Origin of the sequence: Pseudomonas sp. Ag1, from assembly GCF_000278565.1 — a bacterium.
In the GTDB taxonomy this organism is placed as follows: Bacteria; Pseudomonadota; Gammaproteobacteria; order Pseudomonadales; family Pseudomonadaceae; genus Aquipseudomonas.
Map to the genome: position 1 here is coordinate 22,902 of NZ_AKVH01000065.1, position 14,318 is coordinate 37,219.

A 14,318-nucleotide genomic window follows, 5' to 3' on the forward strand; every position below is an offset into this window, starting at 1 on the left:
AGTGTGGGTGTGCGGGGCAAGGAATGCATAGTGGGGCTGCTGGTGCTGGCGGGGCTGGGCTTTTCGACACAGGTGATGGCCGCGTGCTCGGTGCCGGGAACCACCTCGCCGGCCGGCTTTGGCTCGATCAGTTCGATGACGGTGCGCACCGCTCCCCAGACCAGTTCCACCACCAATGCCGGCTTGAATTGTGGGGCCACGCTGATCTCGTTGCTGGCAGCCAATGATCACTTCTATGCAACCATCACGTCGGCCACCAGCGGCATGGTCGGCCCCACTGGGGATATCATCAGCTATACGATCTACGGCAGTAACAGCACCAGTTATCCGATCACCCGTGGAACCCAATTCGATTTCGGTGCCACCGGCATCGCCCAAAGCCTGGGGCTGGTATCCGGGCCGGGCACGAAAACCGTGCCGCTTTATCTGAGTTCCATCATCGGCAGCAATGTGGCGGCCGGCCTTTATACTGAGACACTAAGCATTGCCTGGACCTGGAATTATTGCTCGGTCCTCGGTGTGGGTTCTCTCTGTGTCATACGGGACACCGGCAGTGGCACGGCTTCTCTGACCGTCAGCATGACCGTGGCTAACGACTGCACAATCTCTGCACCCAACATCGCCTTCGGCAGTGCGCCGGTAGTCAGTGGTTTTTCCAGCGTGAACGGGCAGGCCACCATTGCCTGCACCAAGGGCAGCGCCTACACCGTGGGCATCAGCGATGGCCAGAACCCGGTGAGTGTGGGTGGGCAGCGGCGGATGGTTTCTGGCAGCAATTTCCTGAATTACGACATTTTCAAAAGCGCCACCACCACCCGCTGGGGCAGCGTGAGCACCGCCCGGCGCGCCAGCTCAACGGCTGAGGTGAATCCCGGGAATGGCTTGGGTACCGGTAGCCAGGTGTTCAACTACAACGCCGCGATCTATACCAACCAGACAACACCGCCGGCCGGCACCTACGTCGATAACGTGGTGCTGGATGTGGCCTTCTAGAACCGCATCGTCTGCTTGAGCATCTGCGTGGTCGACGGGTCTTGCGGGCTGACCATCGCATAGTTGTAGCCCGCGCCCGACCAGTATTCGGCCTGCAGCCCGTCGGCACTGCGGCTGCCACGGGGCAGGAATTTGTTTTCCGGGCCTGGCGGACGGATATAGAAACTGATGCGTCGCCCTTGGGGGTCTTCATACAGCACCATGGCCGCCGCGCCTTGTTCGGTACTGAGCAGGCGCCCGCTGACCGCCTTGAACCCGGCCTGGCTCAGGTCCGGCAGGCGGTAGGCCTGGTTGAAGTAACGGTCGAGCCAGCCTTGCATGTCGCCACCGCTTTGCACGTGGTAGTCGGCGGGCAAGATGCCGTCCTGGGCAAACAGGCGGTAGGCCTGCATCGCGTCGCTCATGGGCGCCATGCTCTCGAGCAGCGTAGCCTGGCGGGCCTGCCAGCCGCCGAGGCCGCCGACACTGACGGCAATCAACAGCATGGCGGCGGTTGCGAGATGGCGGCGTGACTGGCGCTTGACCCGCTGGCGAATCAGGGCCGGGTCCAGCTCGGGGTTGGCGGGTTGTTGCAGTGCGCCGCTCAACGAGGCCCGCAGGTGCTGCGCGTCCTGTTGCCAGGCGTGCACCTGGGCGGCGACGTCCGGGTGGGCCGCCAGCCAGGTTTCGAGCTGGCGGCGGTCGGCGTCCAGGAGCTGGTGATCGACGTAGGCATGCAAATCGCGTTCGCTGGGAGGCAGGCTGATCATTTGAGTATCCGCAGGGCAGGGCTGGTGATTTCGCCGTCGCTGAGCTGGCGCAGGGCCTGGCGCGCGCGCGACAGGCGAGACATCACGGTGCCCACGGGCACCTCGAGGATGTCGGCGACTTCTTTGTAGCTCAAGCCTTCCACCGAGACCCACAGCAGCAGGGCGCGCTGTTCGGTGTTCAATTTGTCGAAGGCTTGCAGGGTCGATTGCGCGATGACGGTGCGCTCGACCGACGGCTGCGAATCATCGCGGCCGGTGAAAAATTCCAGCATGCGTGTGTACCGCCGGGAGCGCCGATGGGCGTCGAGGAACTGCCGGTAGAGGATCGAGAACAGCCAGGCGCGCAAGTCGCCTTCGAGGCGTTTGTCGGCCCAACTGATGATCGCGCGCTCAAGGCTCGCCTGCACCAGGTCGTCGGCGCTGCTGGTGTTACGCGTCAGGGACACGGCAAAACGCCGCAACCTGGGGATGAGTTCACGTAACTGTTCGTCGAGTTCGTGCATGGGATTCTGGCTAGTCACTACGCTGGGACTAGGAAGACGTCCGGCGTTGAAGGTTATTCCAGGCCAATAAAAATAAACAGCAGGCCAGGGAATAGAGTGCGCTGGCGTTCGTCCCAAGTGTTCCGACCTTATGTTTCACCCACTCAAGGCCTTGGGCCCTGGAGTTATTTCATGGTAGATCACTCATCACCGCCCCGTCCGCCGCTGAGCACCGCAAGCCTGATAATTCGGTTGGCCAGCATCGGCGTGGTGGTTGCCGTCGTGGCCGGGGCGTTTGCCTACGTTAACGGGAGCCTCGACCCACAGCGGTTGCGTCCCAAAACCCTGGTCAATGCCTTGGAAACCAACAACGGCTTGCACCCTGGCTACCGGCGTAACCATGCCAAGGGCGTGTGCGTGGCCGGTTATTTCGAGAGCAGCCCCGAAGCGCGCCAGTATTCCAGTGCCCAGGTATTCAGCGAGGCGCGTACCCCGGTTATCGGGCGTTTTGCGCTGCCCAGCGGCAACCCGTATGCGCCGGACAGCAGCGTGCCGATCCGCAGTTTTGCCTTGCAGTTCAACTTGGCCAACGGCCAGCAATGGCGCACCGGGATGAACAGCATGCCGGTGTTCCCGGTGGGCACGCCCGAGGCCTTCTTCGAGATGCTCAAGGCCGGCGCACCTGACCCGGCCACCGGCAAGCCGAACCCGGCAGGCATGCCGGCGTTCTTCGCGGCGCACCCCGAGACCGCGCCGTTCCTGGCCTGGGTCAAGACCGCCAAGCCGTCTGCCAGCTATGCCACTGAAACCTATAACGGCATCAACGCGTTTTACCTGGTAAACGCCAGCGGCCAACGCCAGGCCGTGCGCTGGGGCGTCGTACCGCAAAGCCAGGATGCTGCGGGGGCCACGGCGCCCGCCGGCAGCGACTTCCTCGAAAAAGACCTGGCCCAGCGCCTGGTGGCCGGGCCGTTGCGCTGGCAGTTGAACCTCACCCTGGCCAACCCGGGCGACCCGGTAGATGACGCCAGCAAGACCTGGACCGGTGAGCACAAGGTGCTGAATGCCGGGACCCTGGTGCTGGAAAGCAGCCAGCCGCAAATGGACGGTGATTGCCGTGACATCAACTTTGATCCACTGGTGCTGCCGAGCGGTATCGAAGCCTCGAATGACCCATTGCTGGCCGCCCGTTCGGCGGCGTACGCCAGTTCCTACCTGCGTCGCACCAGCGAAGTCAGCCAGCTGCACAGCGCCCCTCAGGAGTCGAAGCCATGAATGCCCAACCCCGGTTTTTCGCCCCGCTGGCGCGGCTGCTGCATTGGCTGATGGCGTTGATGATCATCGCCATGCTGTTTATCGGCGCGGGCATGGTAGCCTCGGTTTCCGAACGCCATGAGTGGCTGATCCACCTGCACAAGCCGCTGGGCATTGCGATCCTGGCGCTGGTGATCGTGCGCCTGGTGGTGCGTTTTTCCACGCGCCAGCCGCCGCTGCCTGCCGACTTGCCGCTGTGGCAAGTGCTGGCGGCCAAGGCCTCCCACGTGGTGCTGTATGCGTTGATGCTGGTGTTGCCGCTGCTGGGCTGGGCGATGATTTCAGCGGCCGGCGACCCGGTGATGCTCAGCAGTTCGGTACAGTTGCCGGCGCTGGTGGGGGCGAATGCGCCGTTGTTTGCCGTGTTGCGCAAGGCTCACGGTTACCTGGCGTATTTGCTGTTTCTGACGGTGTTGTTGCACCTGGCGGCGGCGCTGTTCCACGGTTTGATCCGGCGTGACGGTGTGTTGCAAAGCATGACCGGCAGCAAGGACTGAAGCCTTCCCCGGCGGCGGTTGCTGTGAGGCAGCCGTCGCCGGGATCGTGGATGTTTAGCGCAATACGCCGACGATATCCGCCACGCTGCTCAACACATCCTTGCCCAACTGCATCGAGCGTTTGCCCGACCAGCCAGTGTGCGGGTTGGGCGCGTCGTCGTTGTCCTTGAAGGGCATTTCCAGGGTCAGGGACAGGCAATCGAACTTCTCGCCGACGCTGTTGCACGCCAGGGTCATATTGGCTTCGCCCGGCAGGTCGCGGGTGTAGCCATGCGCGGTCTGAAAATCCCGGGTGAGGTTGCTCAGGTGGCTGCGGAAGTGTTTTTCCAACTGCTCGATACGTGGCGTGTAGCCCGGGTTGCCTTCACAACCGGCGGTGAACACATAGGGGATTTCCTCGTCGCCGTGGATATCCAGGAACAGGTCAACGCCGTACTTTTCCATTTGTTGCTGGACGAACAGTACTTCGGGGCTGATCTCCTGGCTCGCACTCTGCCAGGCGCGGTTGAGGTCCTGGCCCATGGCGTTGGTACGCAGATGCCCATGGAACGCGCCATCGGGGTTCATGTTCGGTACCAGGTACAGGTCGGCGGCGGCCAGGAGCTTTTTCAGCTCGGCGTCACCGTCCTGTTGCAGGCGCTCGATGATGCCTTCCATAAACCATTCGGCCATGTGCTCGCCGGGATGCTGCTGGGCGATGATCCAGACCTTGCGCTTGTTGGCCTCGCCCTTGCCACGGCGCAGCAGTTGGATATCACGGCCTTCGACACTTTTGCCGGTGGCCAGCAATTGCGTGCCGGCGCGGTTCAGCGCCTGGTCGATCAGCCAGTCGTGGCGTTCGCGGCTGTAGGGTTCGAAGTAAGCGAACCAGGCCTGTTTTTCACGGGTTTCGAGGGTGATGTGCAGCGTTTCGCCATCAAAGCGGGTGGGCACCCGGAACCAGTTGATATGGTCGTAGGACGCCACGGCGTTGTAGCCGCTCCAGGCGTGCTTGTAAGACGAGTGGCCGGCATTGCTCAGGCGGAAGGTGTGGGTGTGACCCACGTGCATGCCTTCGGCCTTGAAGTGGAACCACTGGAAGTGCTGGCTGCGCGTATCGGGCTTTATCGCCAGCAGCAACTGGTGAGCATCACTGGCGTCGAGCACCTGGATATTGCCACTGTCGAAGTCGGTGCTGATCTTGATGGAGGTCAAGGCCACGGTCATAGTCTGGTTGCCTGAATATGAGTGTTGTGGCGGGCATTTTACACCGGAGCGGGGCAAAGCCTGGATGCAATTTTTGCGGGTGAAGAGGGGGGCGTCGTCCATGACGCCGCCGCAGCTTAGAATCTATGAGATTGATTCTCAAGTGCTATTTTTGAAAGAACCGGCCTAGAGCGCTCGATCGACTTTCTTTTGGCGATGGTCTTTTGCTACCATGCGCGCCATCAAGCAACACACAGTCTTCATTAGCCTGAAGTCACGCCAGGGAAAAACTGGCAAAAAAAAGACCCGGCCAAAGAGCCGGGTCAAAAACCGTGATTAGCCTGATGAGGAGATATTCCAAGAGTCCGACCTAAGGTCTCTTGGTCTATCGACTGATCTCGCGATCAGCTGGGTCCAATAATAATCATTATCATTTGCAAGTCAAATGTTTTTATCCCTCGGATAGAAATATTTTTCCCGCGTGCCTGTTACAGACTGGCCGGCTGTTCGGCACCCCTCGCCGAAAGCCGCAGTGACCGCTCCACCATCACCTTCGCCATATCGATCAAATAGACCACTGAAAACGCCAGGTCCCGGCTATTGCCGTGGGCGCTGTTTGCCGATTCGTACGCAGTGGCCGCGGCGCTGCGCAGCAGGTCGGAGGCGTGGACCAGGGCCTCCTCGTCGCTGATGCCGGGCTTGACCTCGAACAACGTGTCGTCAACGGAGGGCGGTGCGGCATCCTCTTTCAGGTAATAGTCCAGCGCGCGTTGGGCGGCGCCACTGCTGCGCAGGAACAGCCGCTCGTCTTCATCGCAGGTGTCGGGCAGGGTATACGGGGTGTTCGTCATAAGGGCAGTGCTCTGTGTGGGTGTCGAAAGCCTGCAATCGATATTAGTACTAATCGTATTTATGGCGTTTTATTGATTACTACAAACTGTTTATTGTCGTGGTGAGTACACAACGTATTGTCAGGGCCCATGGATAAATGGATAGCGTTGGTCAAGGCCAACATGAAAGACCGCAAGGTCACGCAGGACCAACTGGCGTCGCGCCTGGGCATGTCTCAGGGCGGGGTCGGCCACTGGCTGAACAAGCGTCGGGTGCCGAGCCTTGCCGATATGAACCGGGTGATGCAGGAGCTGGGCCTGGATGGGCTCGAGGTCGCGCTGGTGGTTCGCGAAAAAGCGCTCGCGGCGGTTGCCGAGGAACTGCAGCCGGCGCCGCACTACAACCCGAATTACCGTTACCCGGTGAGCGAAGGGACGGGAGGCTACCCATTGCAGGAAGAACCTCGGCCGTACGGCGTTACTCGTTTTCAGATGAGCGACTATCACGCCCATGGCAAGGCGTTCTGGATGCGCGTGACTGGCGACGCCATGACCGCCCCCAGCGGCTTGAGTATCAATGAAGGCACGATGATTCTGGTGGACCCGGCCATCCAGCCCGAGCCCGGCAAACTGGTGGTGGCCCAATGGGCATTTGATTCCCAGGCGATCTTGCGCAAATGGGTCAGGCAGAGCGGCCAGCTTTACCTGGTGCCGCTCAACCCTACATACCCGAAGATGCTGTTCAGTGAAGAGTGCCGGATCATCGGCGTGGTGGCGCAGGCGGTCACGAGGTTTTAACTCGCGGCTTCCAGCTCCACCAGTGCGCTGCCTTCACCGACCATTTCGCCTTCCTGGCAGTACAGCGCCTTGACCACGCCGGCATGGGGCGCGCGAATGCTGTGTTCCATCTTCATGGCCTCCAGCACCACCAACTGCGTACCGGGTTCAACGGTTTGCCCGACTTCCACCAGCACTCGCACGATGCTGCCGTTCATCGGTGCGGTCAGGCCGCCCTGATGGGACTGGCTGGCGTCGACGGCGGCAATGGGGTCGAACAGGCTGACACTGTGAACCTCGCCGTCCCAGCGCAAAAACACACTGCCGCCCTCGCGTACCGCCAGATGGGAGCGGCGCACGCCGTGCTGGTCGATCAGCAATTGTTCGCCGTGCAACTGGGGCGGGTTGACGCCGGCTTGCAGCATTACCAGGCGATCCTGGCCGTTGCAGCTCAGGTGCAGGGAAACCTCGCCCGGCAAGCCTGCGCGAAAACCTCGGGTGTCGGCCCAGGGCGAACGGGTGTCAGTGCTCGGTTGGGTCTGCATGAACGCCTGGCCGGCGGCCTGCCAGAACTCATCGCTCAACTCCCCTGGCACAGGCAGCAGCTCATCCTGATAACGCGGGATAAACCCGGTATCGAGCTCGGCAGCGGCAAACGCCGGATGGCCGATAATGCGCCGCAAAAAGCCCAGGTTGGTCTTCAGTCCACCCACGGCAAATTCATCGAGCATGCCCAGCAGCCGCAGGCGCGCCTGTTCGCGGTCCTCGCCCCAGGCAATCAACTTGCCCAGCATCGGGTCGTAGAACGGTGACACGTTGTCGCCTTGTTCGACGCCGCTGTCTACCCGGCGCCCGGGCCCTGGCGTGGATTCGCGGTACAGCGCCAGGTGCCCGGTGGCCGGCAGAAAATCGTTGGCCGGGTCCTCGGCGTACAGGCGCACTTCAATCGCATGCCCCAGCAGTGGCACTTGCTCCTGAGTCATCGGCAGCGGCTCGCCCTGGGCCACGCGAATCTGCCAGGCCACCAGGTCCAGGCCGGTGATGGCCTCGGTCACCGGGTGTTCCACCTGCAGCCGGGTGTTCATCTCCATGAAGAAAAACTTGCCCCGGGCGTCCAGCAGAAACTCCACGGTGCCCGCGCCCACGTAGCCGATGGCCTGGGCCGCACGCACGGCCGCTTCGCCCATGGCCTTGCGCTGCTCGGCACTCAGGCCCGGCGCCGGGGCTTCTTCGACGACTTTTTGATGGCGGCGCTGGATCGAGCAATCGCGCTCATTGAGGTACAGGCAGTGACCGTGCTGGTCGGCGAACACCTGGATCTCCACGTGACGCGGCTTGAGCAAATACTTTTCCACCAGCATCTGCGCATTGCCAAAGGAGGACAGTGCTTCACGCTGTGCCGAGGCCAACGCTTCGGCCAGTTGGCTGACGTCCTCGACCACCTTCATGCCCTTGCCGCCGCCGCCTGCCGTTGCCTTGAGCAGCACCGGGTAACCGATACGCTCGGCTGCCTGGCGGAAAGTCTCCAGATCCTGTGCGTCGCCGTGGTAACCGGGCACCAGCGGCACGCCGGCGGTTTCCATCAACGCCTTGGCGGCCGATTTACTGCCCATGGCATCAATGGCCGAGGCGGGCGGGCCGAGGAAGATCAACCCGGCGGCTTCAATGGCGCGGGCAAACCCTGCGTTCTCCGAAAGAAACCCATAACCCGGGTGAATCGCCTGGGCGCCGCTGGCCTGGGCCGCGGCGATCAGTTTGTCGATTTGCAGGTAACTGTCGGCGGCCTTGCTGCCGCCCAGGTCCACACGAATATCAGCCTCGCGGGTGTGCCGCGCGTCACGGTCGGTGGCGCTGTGCACGGCCACGGTGGTCAGGCCCATGGCCTTGGCGGTGCGCATCACCCGACAGGCGATTTCGCCACGGTTGGCTACCAATACGGTAGTAAGCGTCTTCATGAACGCGGCTCCTGAGGCTGCCAGTTGGGCGCGCGTTTTTGCAGAAAGGCACGCAGGCCTTCCTGGCCTTCGGCGCTGACGCGGATCCGGGCGATGGAGTTCTCGCAGTAGCGACGCAACGCTGGCGTCAGGGCACCGTGGCCGACTTCCCGTAGCAGGTCCTTGCTGGCGCGCATGGCCGCGGGGCTGTTGAGCAGCAGATTGGTAATCCACAATTCGACATGTATGTCCAAATCATCGGCAGGATAACTTTCCGCCAGCAAGCCGATTTCCCGTGCCCGCTGACCGCCAAAGCGATCCGCTGTGAGGGCATAGCGACGGGCTGCCCGTTCGCCGATCGCCTGCACCACGAACGGGCTGATCACCGCCGGCGCCAGGCCAATGCGCACTTCCGACAGGCAGAACTGCGCATCGTCGGCGCCAATCGCCATGTCGCAGCAACTGATCAACCCCAGGGCACCACCGTAGGCCGCACCCTGGACTACCGCCAGCGTCGGGATCTTCAGCTTGGCGAGGTTGTACATCAGCTCCGCCAGTTCTCGGGCATCGTCCAGGTTGGTGTGGTAATCCAGTTCGGCCGACTGCTGCATCCAGGCCAGGTCGGCGCCGGCGCTGAAGTGTTTGCCGCGCCCGCGCAGTACCAGAAAGCGCAGGGCCGGATCGCCTTGCACCCGATCCAGGGCAATGATCAGTTCGCGGATCATTTCGGCATTGAACGCGTTGTTCTTGGCTTCACGACTGAGCCACAGCGTGGCAAAGCCACGGGGGTCGGTGATCAGTTCGAGGGTGTTGAAATCGCTCATGGGGTGCAGCTCCATTTACATGCGGAACACGCCGAAGCGGCTCGGCTCGATGGGGGCGTTCAGCGCGGCGGACAGGGCCAGGGCGAGCACGTCGCGGGTCTGCAGCGGGTCGATGACGCCGTCATCCCACAGCCGTGCGCTGGAGTAGTAGGGGTGGCCCTGGGTTTCGTACTGGTCGAGGATCGGCTGCTTGATTGCCGCTTCCTCATCGCTGCTGAAACCCTGGCCGGCGCGCTCGGCCTGCTCACGCTTGACCTGCACCAGCACGCCGGCGGCCTGTTCGGCGCCCATCACGCCGATGCGTGCGTTGGGCCACATCCACAAGAAGCGCGGGTCGTAGGCGCGTCCACACATGCCGTAGTTACCGGCGCCGAAGCTGCCGCCGATGATCACGGTGAACTTCGGCACCTTGGCACAGGCTACCGCTGTCACCAGTTTGGCGCCGTGCTTGGCGATGCCGCCGGCTTCGTATTTCTGGCCGACCATGAAGCCGGTGATGTTTTGCAGGAACAACAGCGGAATCCCGCGCTGGCAGGCCAGTTCGATAAAGTGCGCGCCTTTTTGCGCGGCCTCGGCGAAGAGGATGCCGTTGTTGGCCAGGATCGCAATCGGATAGCCGTGCAGGTGCGCAAAGCCGCACACCAGAGTGGTGCCAAACAACGCCTTGAATTCATCGAACACCGAGCCGTCCACCAATCGCGCGATCACCTCGCGTACATCGAACGGTTGCTTGGCGTCGGCCGGAATCACGCCGTACAGCTCTTCGCTGCTATAAAGCGGCGCCAGCGGCGTGCGTTGTTGCAATTGCCCCAGCTTGCGCCAGTTGAGGTTGGCCACACTGCGCCGAGCCAGGGCCAGCGCATGTTCGTCGCTGTCGGCATAGTGGTCGGCCACCCCGGAAATCTTGCAGTGCACATCGGCACCGCCCAGGTCTTCGGCGCTGACCACTTCTCCGGTCGCCGCCTTCACCAGCGGCGGGCCGGCGAGGAAGATGGTGGCTTGCTGGCGGACCATGATTGCTTCGTCCGCCATCGCCGGCACATAGGCACCACCGGCAGTGCAGGAGCCCATCACCACCGCGATCTGCGGGATGCCCTGGGCGCTCATGTTCGCCTGGTTGAAGAAGATTCGTCCGAAGTGCTCGCGGTCCGGGAACACTTCATCCTGACGCGGCAGGTTGGCGCCGCCGGAGTCCACCAGGTAGATGCACGGCAGGCGGTTCTGCTCGGCGATGGTCTGGGCGCGCAGGTGTTTCTTGACGGTCAGCGGGTAGTACGAGCCGCCTTTCACCGTGGCGTCGTTGGCGACGATCATGCATTCGACGCCTTCCACCCGGCCAATCCCGGCAATCACCCCGGCAGCGGGCACGTCTTCGCCGTACACCTGATAAGCCGCCAGCTGGCTGAGTTCAAGGAACGGCGAGCCAGGGTCGAGCAAGCGATTGATCCGCTCGCGGGGCAACAGCTTGCCCCGCGACGTATGCCGCTCCTGGGCCTTGGCGCCGCCGCCTTGCTGCACCTGGGCGAGCAGGGTATGCAGGGCGTCGACCTGTTGGAGCATCGCTACGCTGTTGGCGGCGAATTCCGCCGAGCGCGGGTTGAGCTGGGTGTGCAGGGTAGCCATGGTGCGCGCTCCGTTCAGCGGGTTTCGTTAAACAGTTCGCGACCGATCAACATGCGCCGGATTTCACTGGTGCCGGCACCGATTTCATACAGCTTGGCGTCACGCAATAGACGGCCAGCCGGGAATTCATTGATATAGCCATTGCCGCCGAGAATCTGGATCGCGTCGAGGGCCATCTGGGTAGCGCGTTCGGCGCTGTAGAGGATCACGCCGGCGGCGTCCTTGCGCGTGGTTTCGCCGCGCTCGCAGGCCTGGGCCACGGCGTACAGGTAGGCGCGGCTGGCGTTGAGCTGGGTGTACATGTCGGCGACCTTGCCCTGGATCAGCTGGAACTCGCCGATGCTCTGGCCGAACTGCTTGCGGTCATGGATGTAGGGCACGATCAGGTCCATGCAGGCCTGCATGATCCCGGTCGGGCCGCCGGACAGCACAACGCGTTCGTAATCGAGGCCGCTCATCAGCACTTTCACGCCGCCATTGAGTGCGCCGAGGATGTTTTCTTCCGGCACTTCGACGTCATCGAAAAACAACTCGCAGGTGTTGGAGCCGCGCATGCCGAGCTTGTCGAACTTGTTGCTGCGGCTGAAGCCCTTCGAGTCGCGCTCGACGATAAACGCGGTGATGCCGTGGGCACCCTTTTCCAGGTCGGTCTTGGCGTAGATCACGTAGGTATTGGCATCAGGGCCGTTGGTGATCCAGGTCTTGCTGCCGTTGAGCACATACACACTGCCGCGTTTATCGGCGCGCAGCTTCATGGAGACCACGTCGGAGCCGGCGTTCGGCTCGCTCATGGCAAGTGCGCCGATGTGTTCGCCGCTGATCAGCTTGGGCAGGTATTTGAGTTTTTGCTCATGGGTGCCGTTGCGGTTGATCTGGTTGACGCAGAGGTTGGAGTGCGCGCCGTAGGACAACGCCACCGAAGCCGAACCCCGGCTGATTTCTTCCATGGCCACCACGTGGGCCAGGTAGCCCAGGCCGGCGCCGCCGTATTCTTCCGGCACGGTGATGCCCAGCAGGCCCATATCGCCGAACTTGCGCCACATATCGGCGGGGAACAGGTTGTCGATATCGATCTGCGCAGCGCGCGGCGCCAGTTCTTTGGCAACGAAGGATTGCACCTGGTCGCGCAGCATGTCGATGGTTTCACCGAGGGCGAAGTTCAGGGAGGGGTAACTCATGGACGGGCACCTTCTAGCGTTGTTTTTGTATGGTCAATACGCCGGGGAGGGCGATCACCTTTACGTTAACGTAAACTTGCGTTGCGGGCCTGTCAATCGTAGTTTACGTTTACGTCAACCTACAAAAAAGACAACAGGGGTCGTTATGGATCAATCGAATCAGAGCTACAGCCGCGGCTGTCAGGACAAGGCCTTGCTGGCCATGACTATCGGCCAGGCCTTTGATCAAACGGTTTCGCGCTACTCCGACGGCGAAGCCTTGGTCGTGGGCCATCAACAGCGTCGCTTCACCTGGCGGCAACTGGCAGAGACGGTTGACTTGCATGCACGTGCGTTCCTGGCCTTGGGGATGCAGGCCGGCGACCGCTTGGGCATCTGGGCCCCCAACTGCGCCGAGTGGTGCATCAGCCAGGTCGCCAGCGCCAAAATCGGCGTGATTCTGGTCAATATCAACCCGGCGTATCGCAGCAGTGAATTGGAGTACGTACTCAAGCAATCCGGTTGCCAGTGGTTGGTGTGCGCCGGGTCGTTCAAGACCTCCGATTACCACGGCATGTTGCAGGAGCTTCAACCTGACCTGCGCGGCATCATCAGCCTTGATCCCAGCCCGCCCCCGGGGTTTACGCCCTGGTCGCAATTGGCGGCCCTCGGGGCAGGCGTCCCGCCCGAGCAATTGCAGATCCGCCAGGCCGGCCTGCACTTCGATCAACCCGTCAATATCCAGTACACCTCCGGCACCACCGGCTTCCCCAAGGGCGCCACCCTCAGTCACCACAACATCCTCAATAACGGCTACATGGTTGGCGAAAGCCTGGGCCTGACGGCGCAAGATCGCCTGGTGATCCCGGTGCCGCTGTATCACTGCTTTGGCATGGTGATGGGTAACCTGGGCTGCATCACCCATGGCACCACGATGATCTACCCGAGTGACGGTTTCGACCCATTGCTGACCCTGGCTGCCGTCGCCGAAGAACAGGCCACCGGGCTATACGGGGTGCCTACCATGTTTATCGCCATGCTTGATCACCCGCGCCGCGCCGAGTTCGACCTGTCGCGCCTGCGCACCGGGATCATGGCGGGCGCCACTTGTCCGATCGAGGTGATGCGCCGGGTTATCAGCGAGATGCACATGAGTGAGGTGCAGATTGCCTATGGCATGACGGAAACCAGCCCGGTGTCGTTGCAGACCGGGCCGGATGATGACCTTGAGCGGCGTGTTACGACGGTTGGCCGGACCCAGCCACAGCTGGAAAGCAAGATTATCGATGACGCCGGTAACACGGTTGCTCGGGGCCAGGTAGGGGAGCTGTGTACCCGGGGCTACAGCGTGATGCTCGGTTACTGGAATAATCCTGACAGCACTCGTGAGGCTATCGACGAGGCGGGCTGGATGCACACCGGCGACCTGGCGACCATGGATGAACATGGGTATGTGTGCATCGCCGGGCGTAACAAGGACATGATCATTCGCGGAGGTGAGAACGTGTACCCGCGGGAGTTGGAGGAGTTTTTCTTTACTCATCCGGCGGTGGCGGATGTGCAGGTGATCGGGATTCCGGATGAGCGTTACGGTGAGGCGATTGTGGCGTGGATCAAGTTTCATCCGGGGCATGTGGCTAATGAGCTTGAGCTGCAGACGTGGTGCAAGGGGCGGATTGCGCACTTCAAGATGCCCAAGCATTTCAAATTTGTGGATGAGTTTCCGATGACGGTGACGGGGAAGATCCAGAAGTTTCGGATGCGGGAAATTATGATTGAAGAGTTGAAGGGGGGGTGAGGGAGGGCGGGGTGTTTATCCGTTATTTAGGTAACGGCGGCTTATGGTTTCGCTCTTACAGCGAGTCACTTTGCAAAAGCGCAAAGTAACCAAAGCGCTCTGCCCCGCCTGTCGGCACCTCGCCTAGGCTCGGTGTTCCCTYACTCCGGCATTAC

General features: G+C 62.0%; 13 protein-coding genes. 5 read left to right on the forward strand and 8 right to left on the reverse strand.

Annotated features, from left to right (window positions below):
- Positions 1 to 9 precede the first annotated feature (9 nt).
- Positions 10 to 993 carry a Csu type fimbrial protein gene (locus tag A462_RS28470; RefSeq protein WP_371316159.1) on the forward strand — a complete coding sequence of 328 codons (984 nt, stop codon included), beginning with the start codon at positions 10 to 12 and terminating at the stop codon, positions 991 to 993.
- Here A462_RS28470 and A462_RS28465 read toward each other — a convergent pair.
- On the reverse strand, positions 990 to 1,742 hold the full coding sequence (locus tag A462_RS28465; protein ID WP_003212454.1) for an anti-sigma factor family protein: 753 nt from the start codon (positions 1,740 to 1,742) through the stop codon (positions 990 to 992). The two genes, A462_RS28470 and A462_RS28465, sit on opposite strands and share 4 nt — an antisense overlap.
- Positions 1,739 to 2,245: an RNA polymerase sigma factor gene (locus A462_RS28460; protein ID WP_003212456.1), complete on the reverse strand. Its 507-nt coding sequence runs from the start codon at positions 2,243 to 2,245 to the stop codon at positions 1,739 to 1,741. Before A462_RS28460 ends, A462_RS28465 begins: the two co-directional genes overlap by 4 nt.
- 171 nt (positions 2,246 to 2,416) lie before the next feature.
- Here A462_RS28460 and A462_RS28455 point away from each other — a divergent pair, with 171 nt between their 5' ends.
- Both A462_RS28455 and A462_RS28450 read left to right on the forward strand, forming a co-directional pair.
- Positions 2,417 to 3,499: a catalase family peroxidase gene (locus A462_RS28455; protein ID WP_008431493.1), complete on the forward strand. Its 1,083-nt coding sequence runs from the start codon at positions 2,417 to 2,419 to the stop codon at positions 3,497 to 3,499.
- Positions 3,496 to 4,035: a cytochrome b gene (locus A462_RS28450; protein ID WP_003212459.1), complete on the forward strand. Its 540-nt coding sequence runs from the start codon at positions 3,496 to 3,498 to the stop codon at positions 4,033 to 4,035. The genes A462_RS28455 and A462_RS28450 overlap by 4 nt, the downstream gene beginning before the upstream one ends.
- A 54-nt stretch (positions 4,036 to 4,089) precedes the next feature.
- Here A462_RS28450 and A462_RS28445 read toward each other — a convergent pair whose 3' ends face one another.
- Both A462_RS28445 and A462_RS28440 read right to left on the reverse strand, forming a co-directional pair.
- Positions 4,090 to 5,241, reverse strand: coding sequence for a M14 family metallopeptidase (locus tag A462_RS28445; RefSeq protein ID WP_008431496.1), 1,152 nt, complete (start codon positions 5,239 to 5,241; stop codon positions 4,090 to 4,092).
- 467 nt (positions 5,242 to 5,708) lie between these two features.
- Positions 5,709 to 6,071, reverse strand: coding sequence for a DUF6124 family protein (locus A462_RS28440; protein WP_008431498.1), 363 nt, complete (start codon positions 6,069 to 6,071; stop codon positions 5,709 to 5,711).
- Positions 6,072 to 6,200: 129 nt separating this feature from the next.
- On the opposite strand from A462_RS28440, the gene A462_RS28435 reads away from it, so the two are divergent.
- Positions 6,201 to 6,848 carry a LexA family protein gene (locus A462_RS28435; RefSeq protein ID WP_032898766.1) on the forward strand — a complete coding sequence of 216 codons (648 nt, stop codon included), beginning with the start codon at positions 6,201 to 6,203 and terminating at the stop codon, positions 6,846 to 6,848.
- On the opposite strand, the gene A462_RS28430 is transcribed toward A462_RS28435, so the two are convergent.
- The 4 genes from A462_RS28430 to A462_RS28415 are packed head-to-tail and all read right to left on the reverse strand — an operon-like array spanning position 6,845 to position 12,386.
- Positions 6,845 to 8,782, reverse strand: a complete 1,938-nt coding sequence (locus tag A462_RS28430) for an acetyl/propionyl/methylcrotonyl-CoA carboxylase subunit alpha (protein WP_008431502.1) — start codon at positions 8,780 to 8,782, stop codon at positions 6,845 to 6,847. The genes A462_RS28435 and A462_RS28430 overlap by 4 nt on opposite strands.
- Entirely contained in the window at positions 8,779 to 9,585 is an 807-nt protein-coding gene (locus A462_RS28425; protein WP_003212468.1) for a gamma-carboxygeranoyl-CoA hydratase, read from the reverse strand. Before A462_RS28425 ends, A462_RS28430 begins: the two co-directional genes overlap by 4 nt.
- A 15-nt stretch (positions 9,586 to 9,600) precedes the next feature.
- Entirely contained in the window at positions 9,601 to 11,208 is a 1,608-nt protein-coding gene (locus A462_RS28420; protein ID WP_008431506.1) for a carboxyl transferase domain-containing protein, read from the reverse strand.
- A 14-nt stretch (positions 11,209 to 11,222) separates the two neighbouring features.
- On the reverse strand, positions 11,223 to 12,386 hold the full coding sequence (locus A462_RS28415) for an isovaleryl-CoA dehydrogenase (RefSeq protein WP_003212472.1): 1,164 nt from the start codon (positions 12,384 to 12,386) through the stop codon (positions 11,223 to 11,225).
- Positions 12,387 to 12,531: 145 nt separating this feature from the next.
- Between A462_RS28415 and A462_RS28410 the strand changes: the two genes are divergently transcribed.
- Positions 12,532 to 14,163 carry an AMP-binding protein gene (locus tag A462_RS28410; protein WP_008431507.1) on the forward strand — a complete coding sequence of 544 codons (1,632 nt, stop codon included), beginning with the start codon at positions 12,532 to 12,534 and terminating at the stop codon, positions 14,161 to 14,163.
- The last annotated feature ends 155 nt before the right edge of the window (positions 14,164 to 14,318 follow it).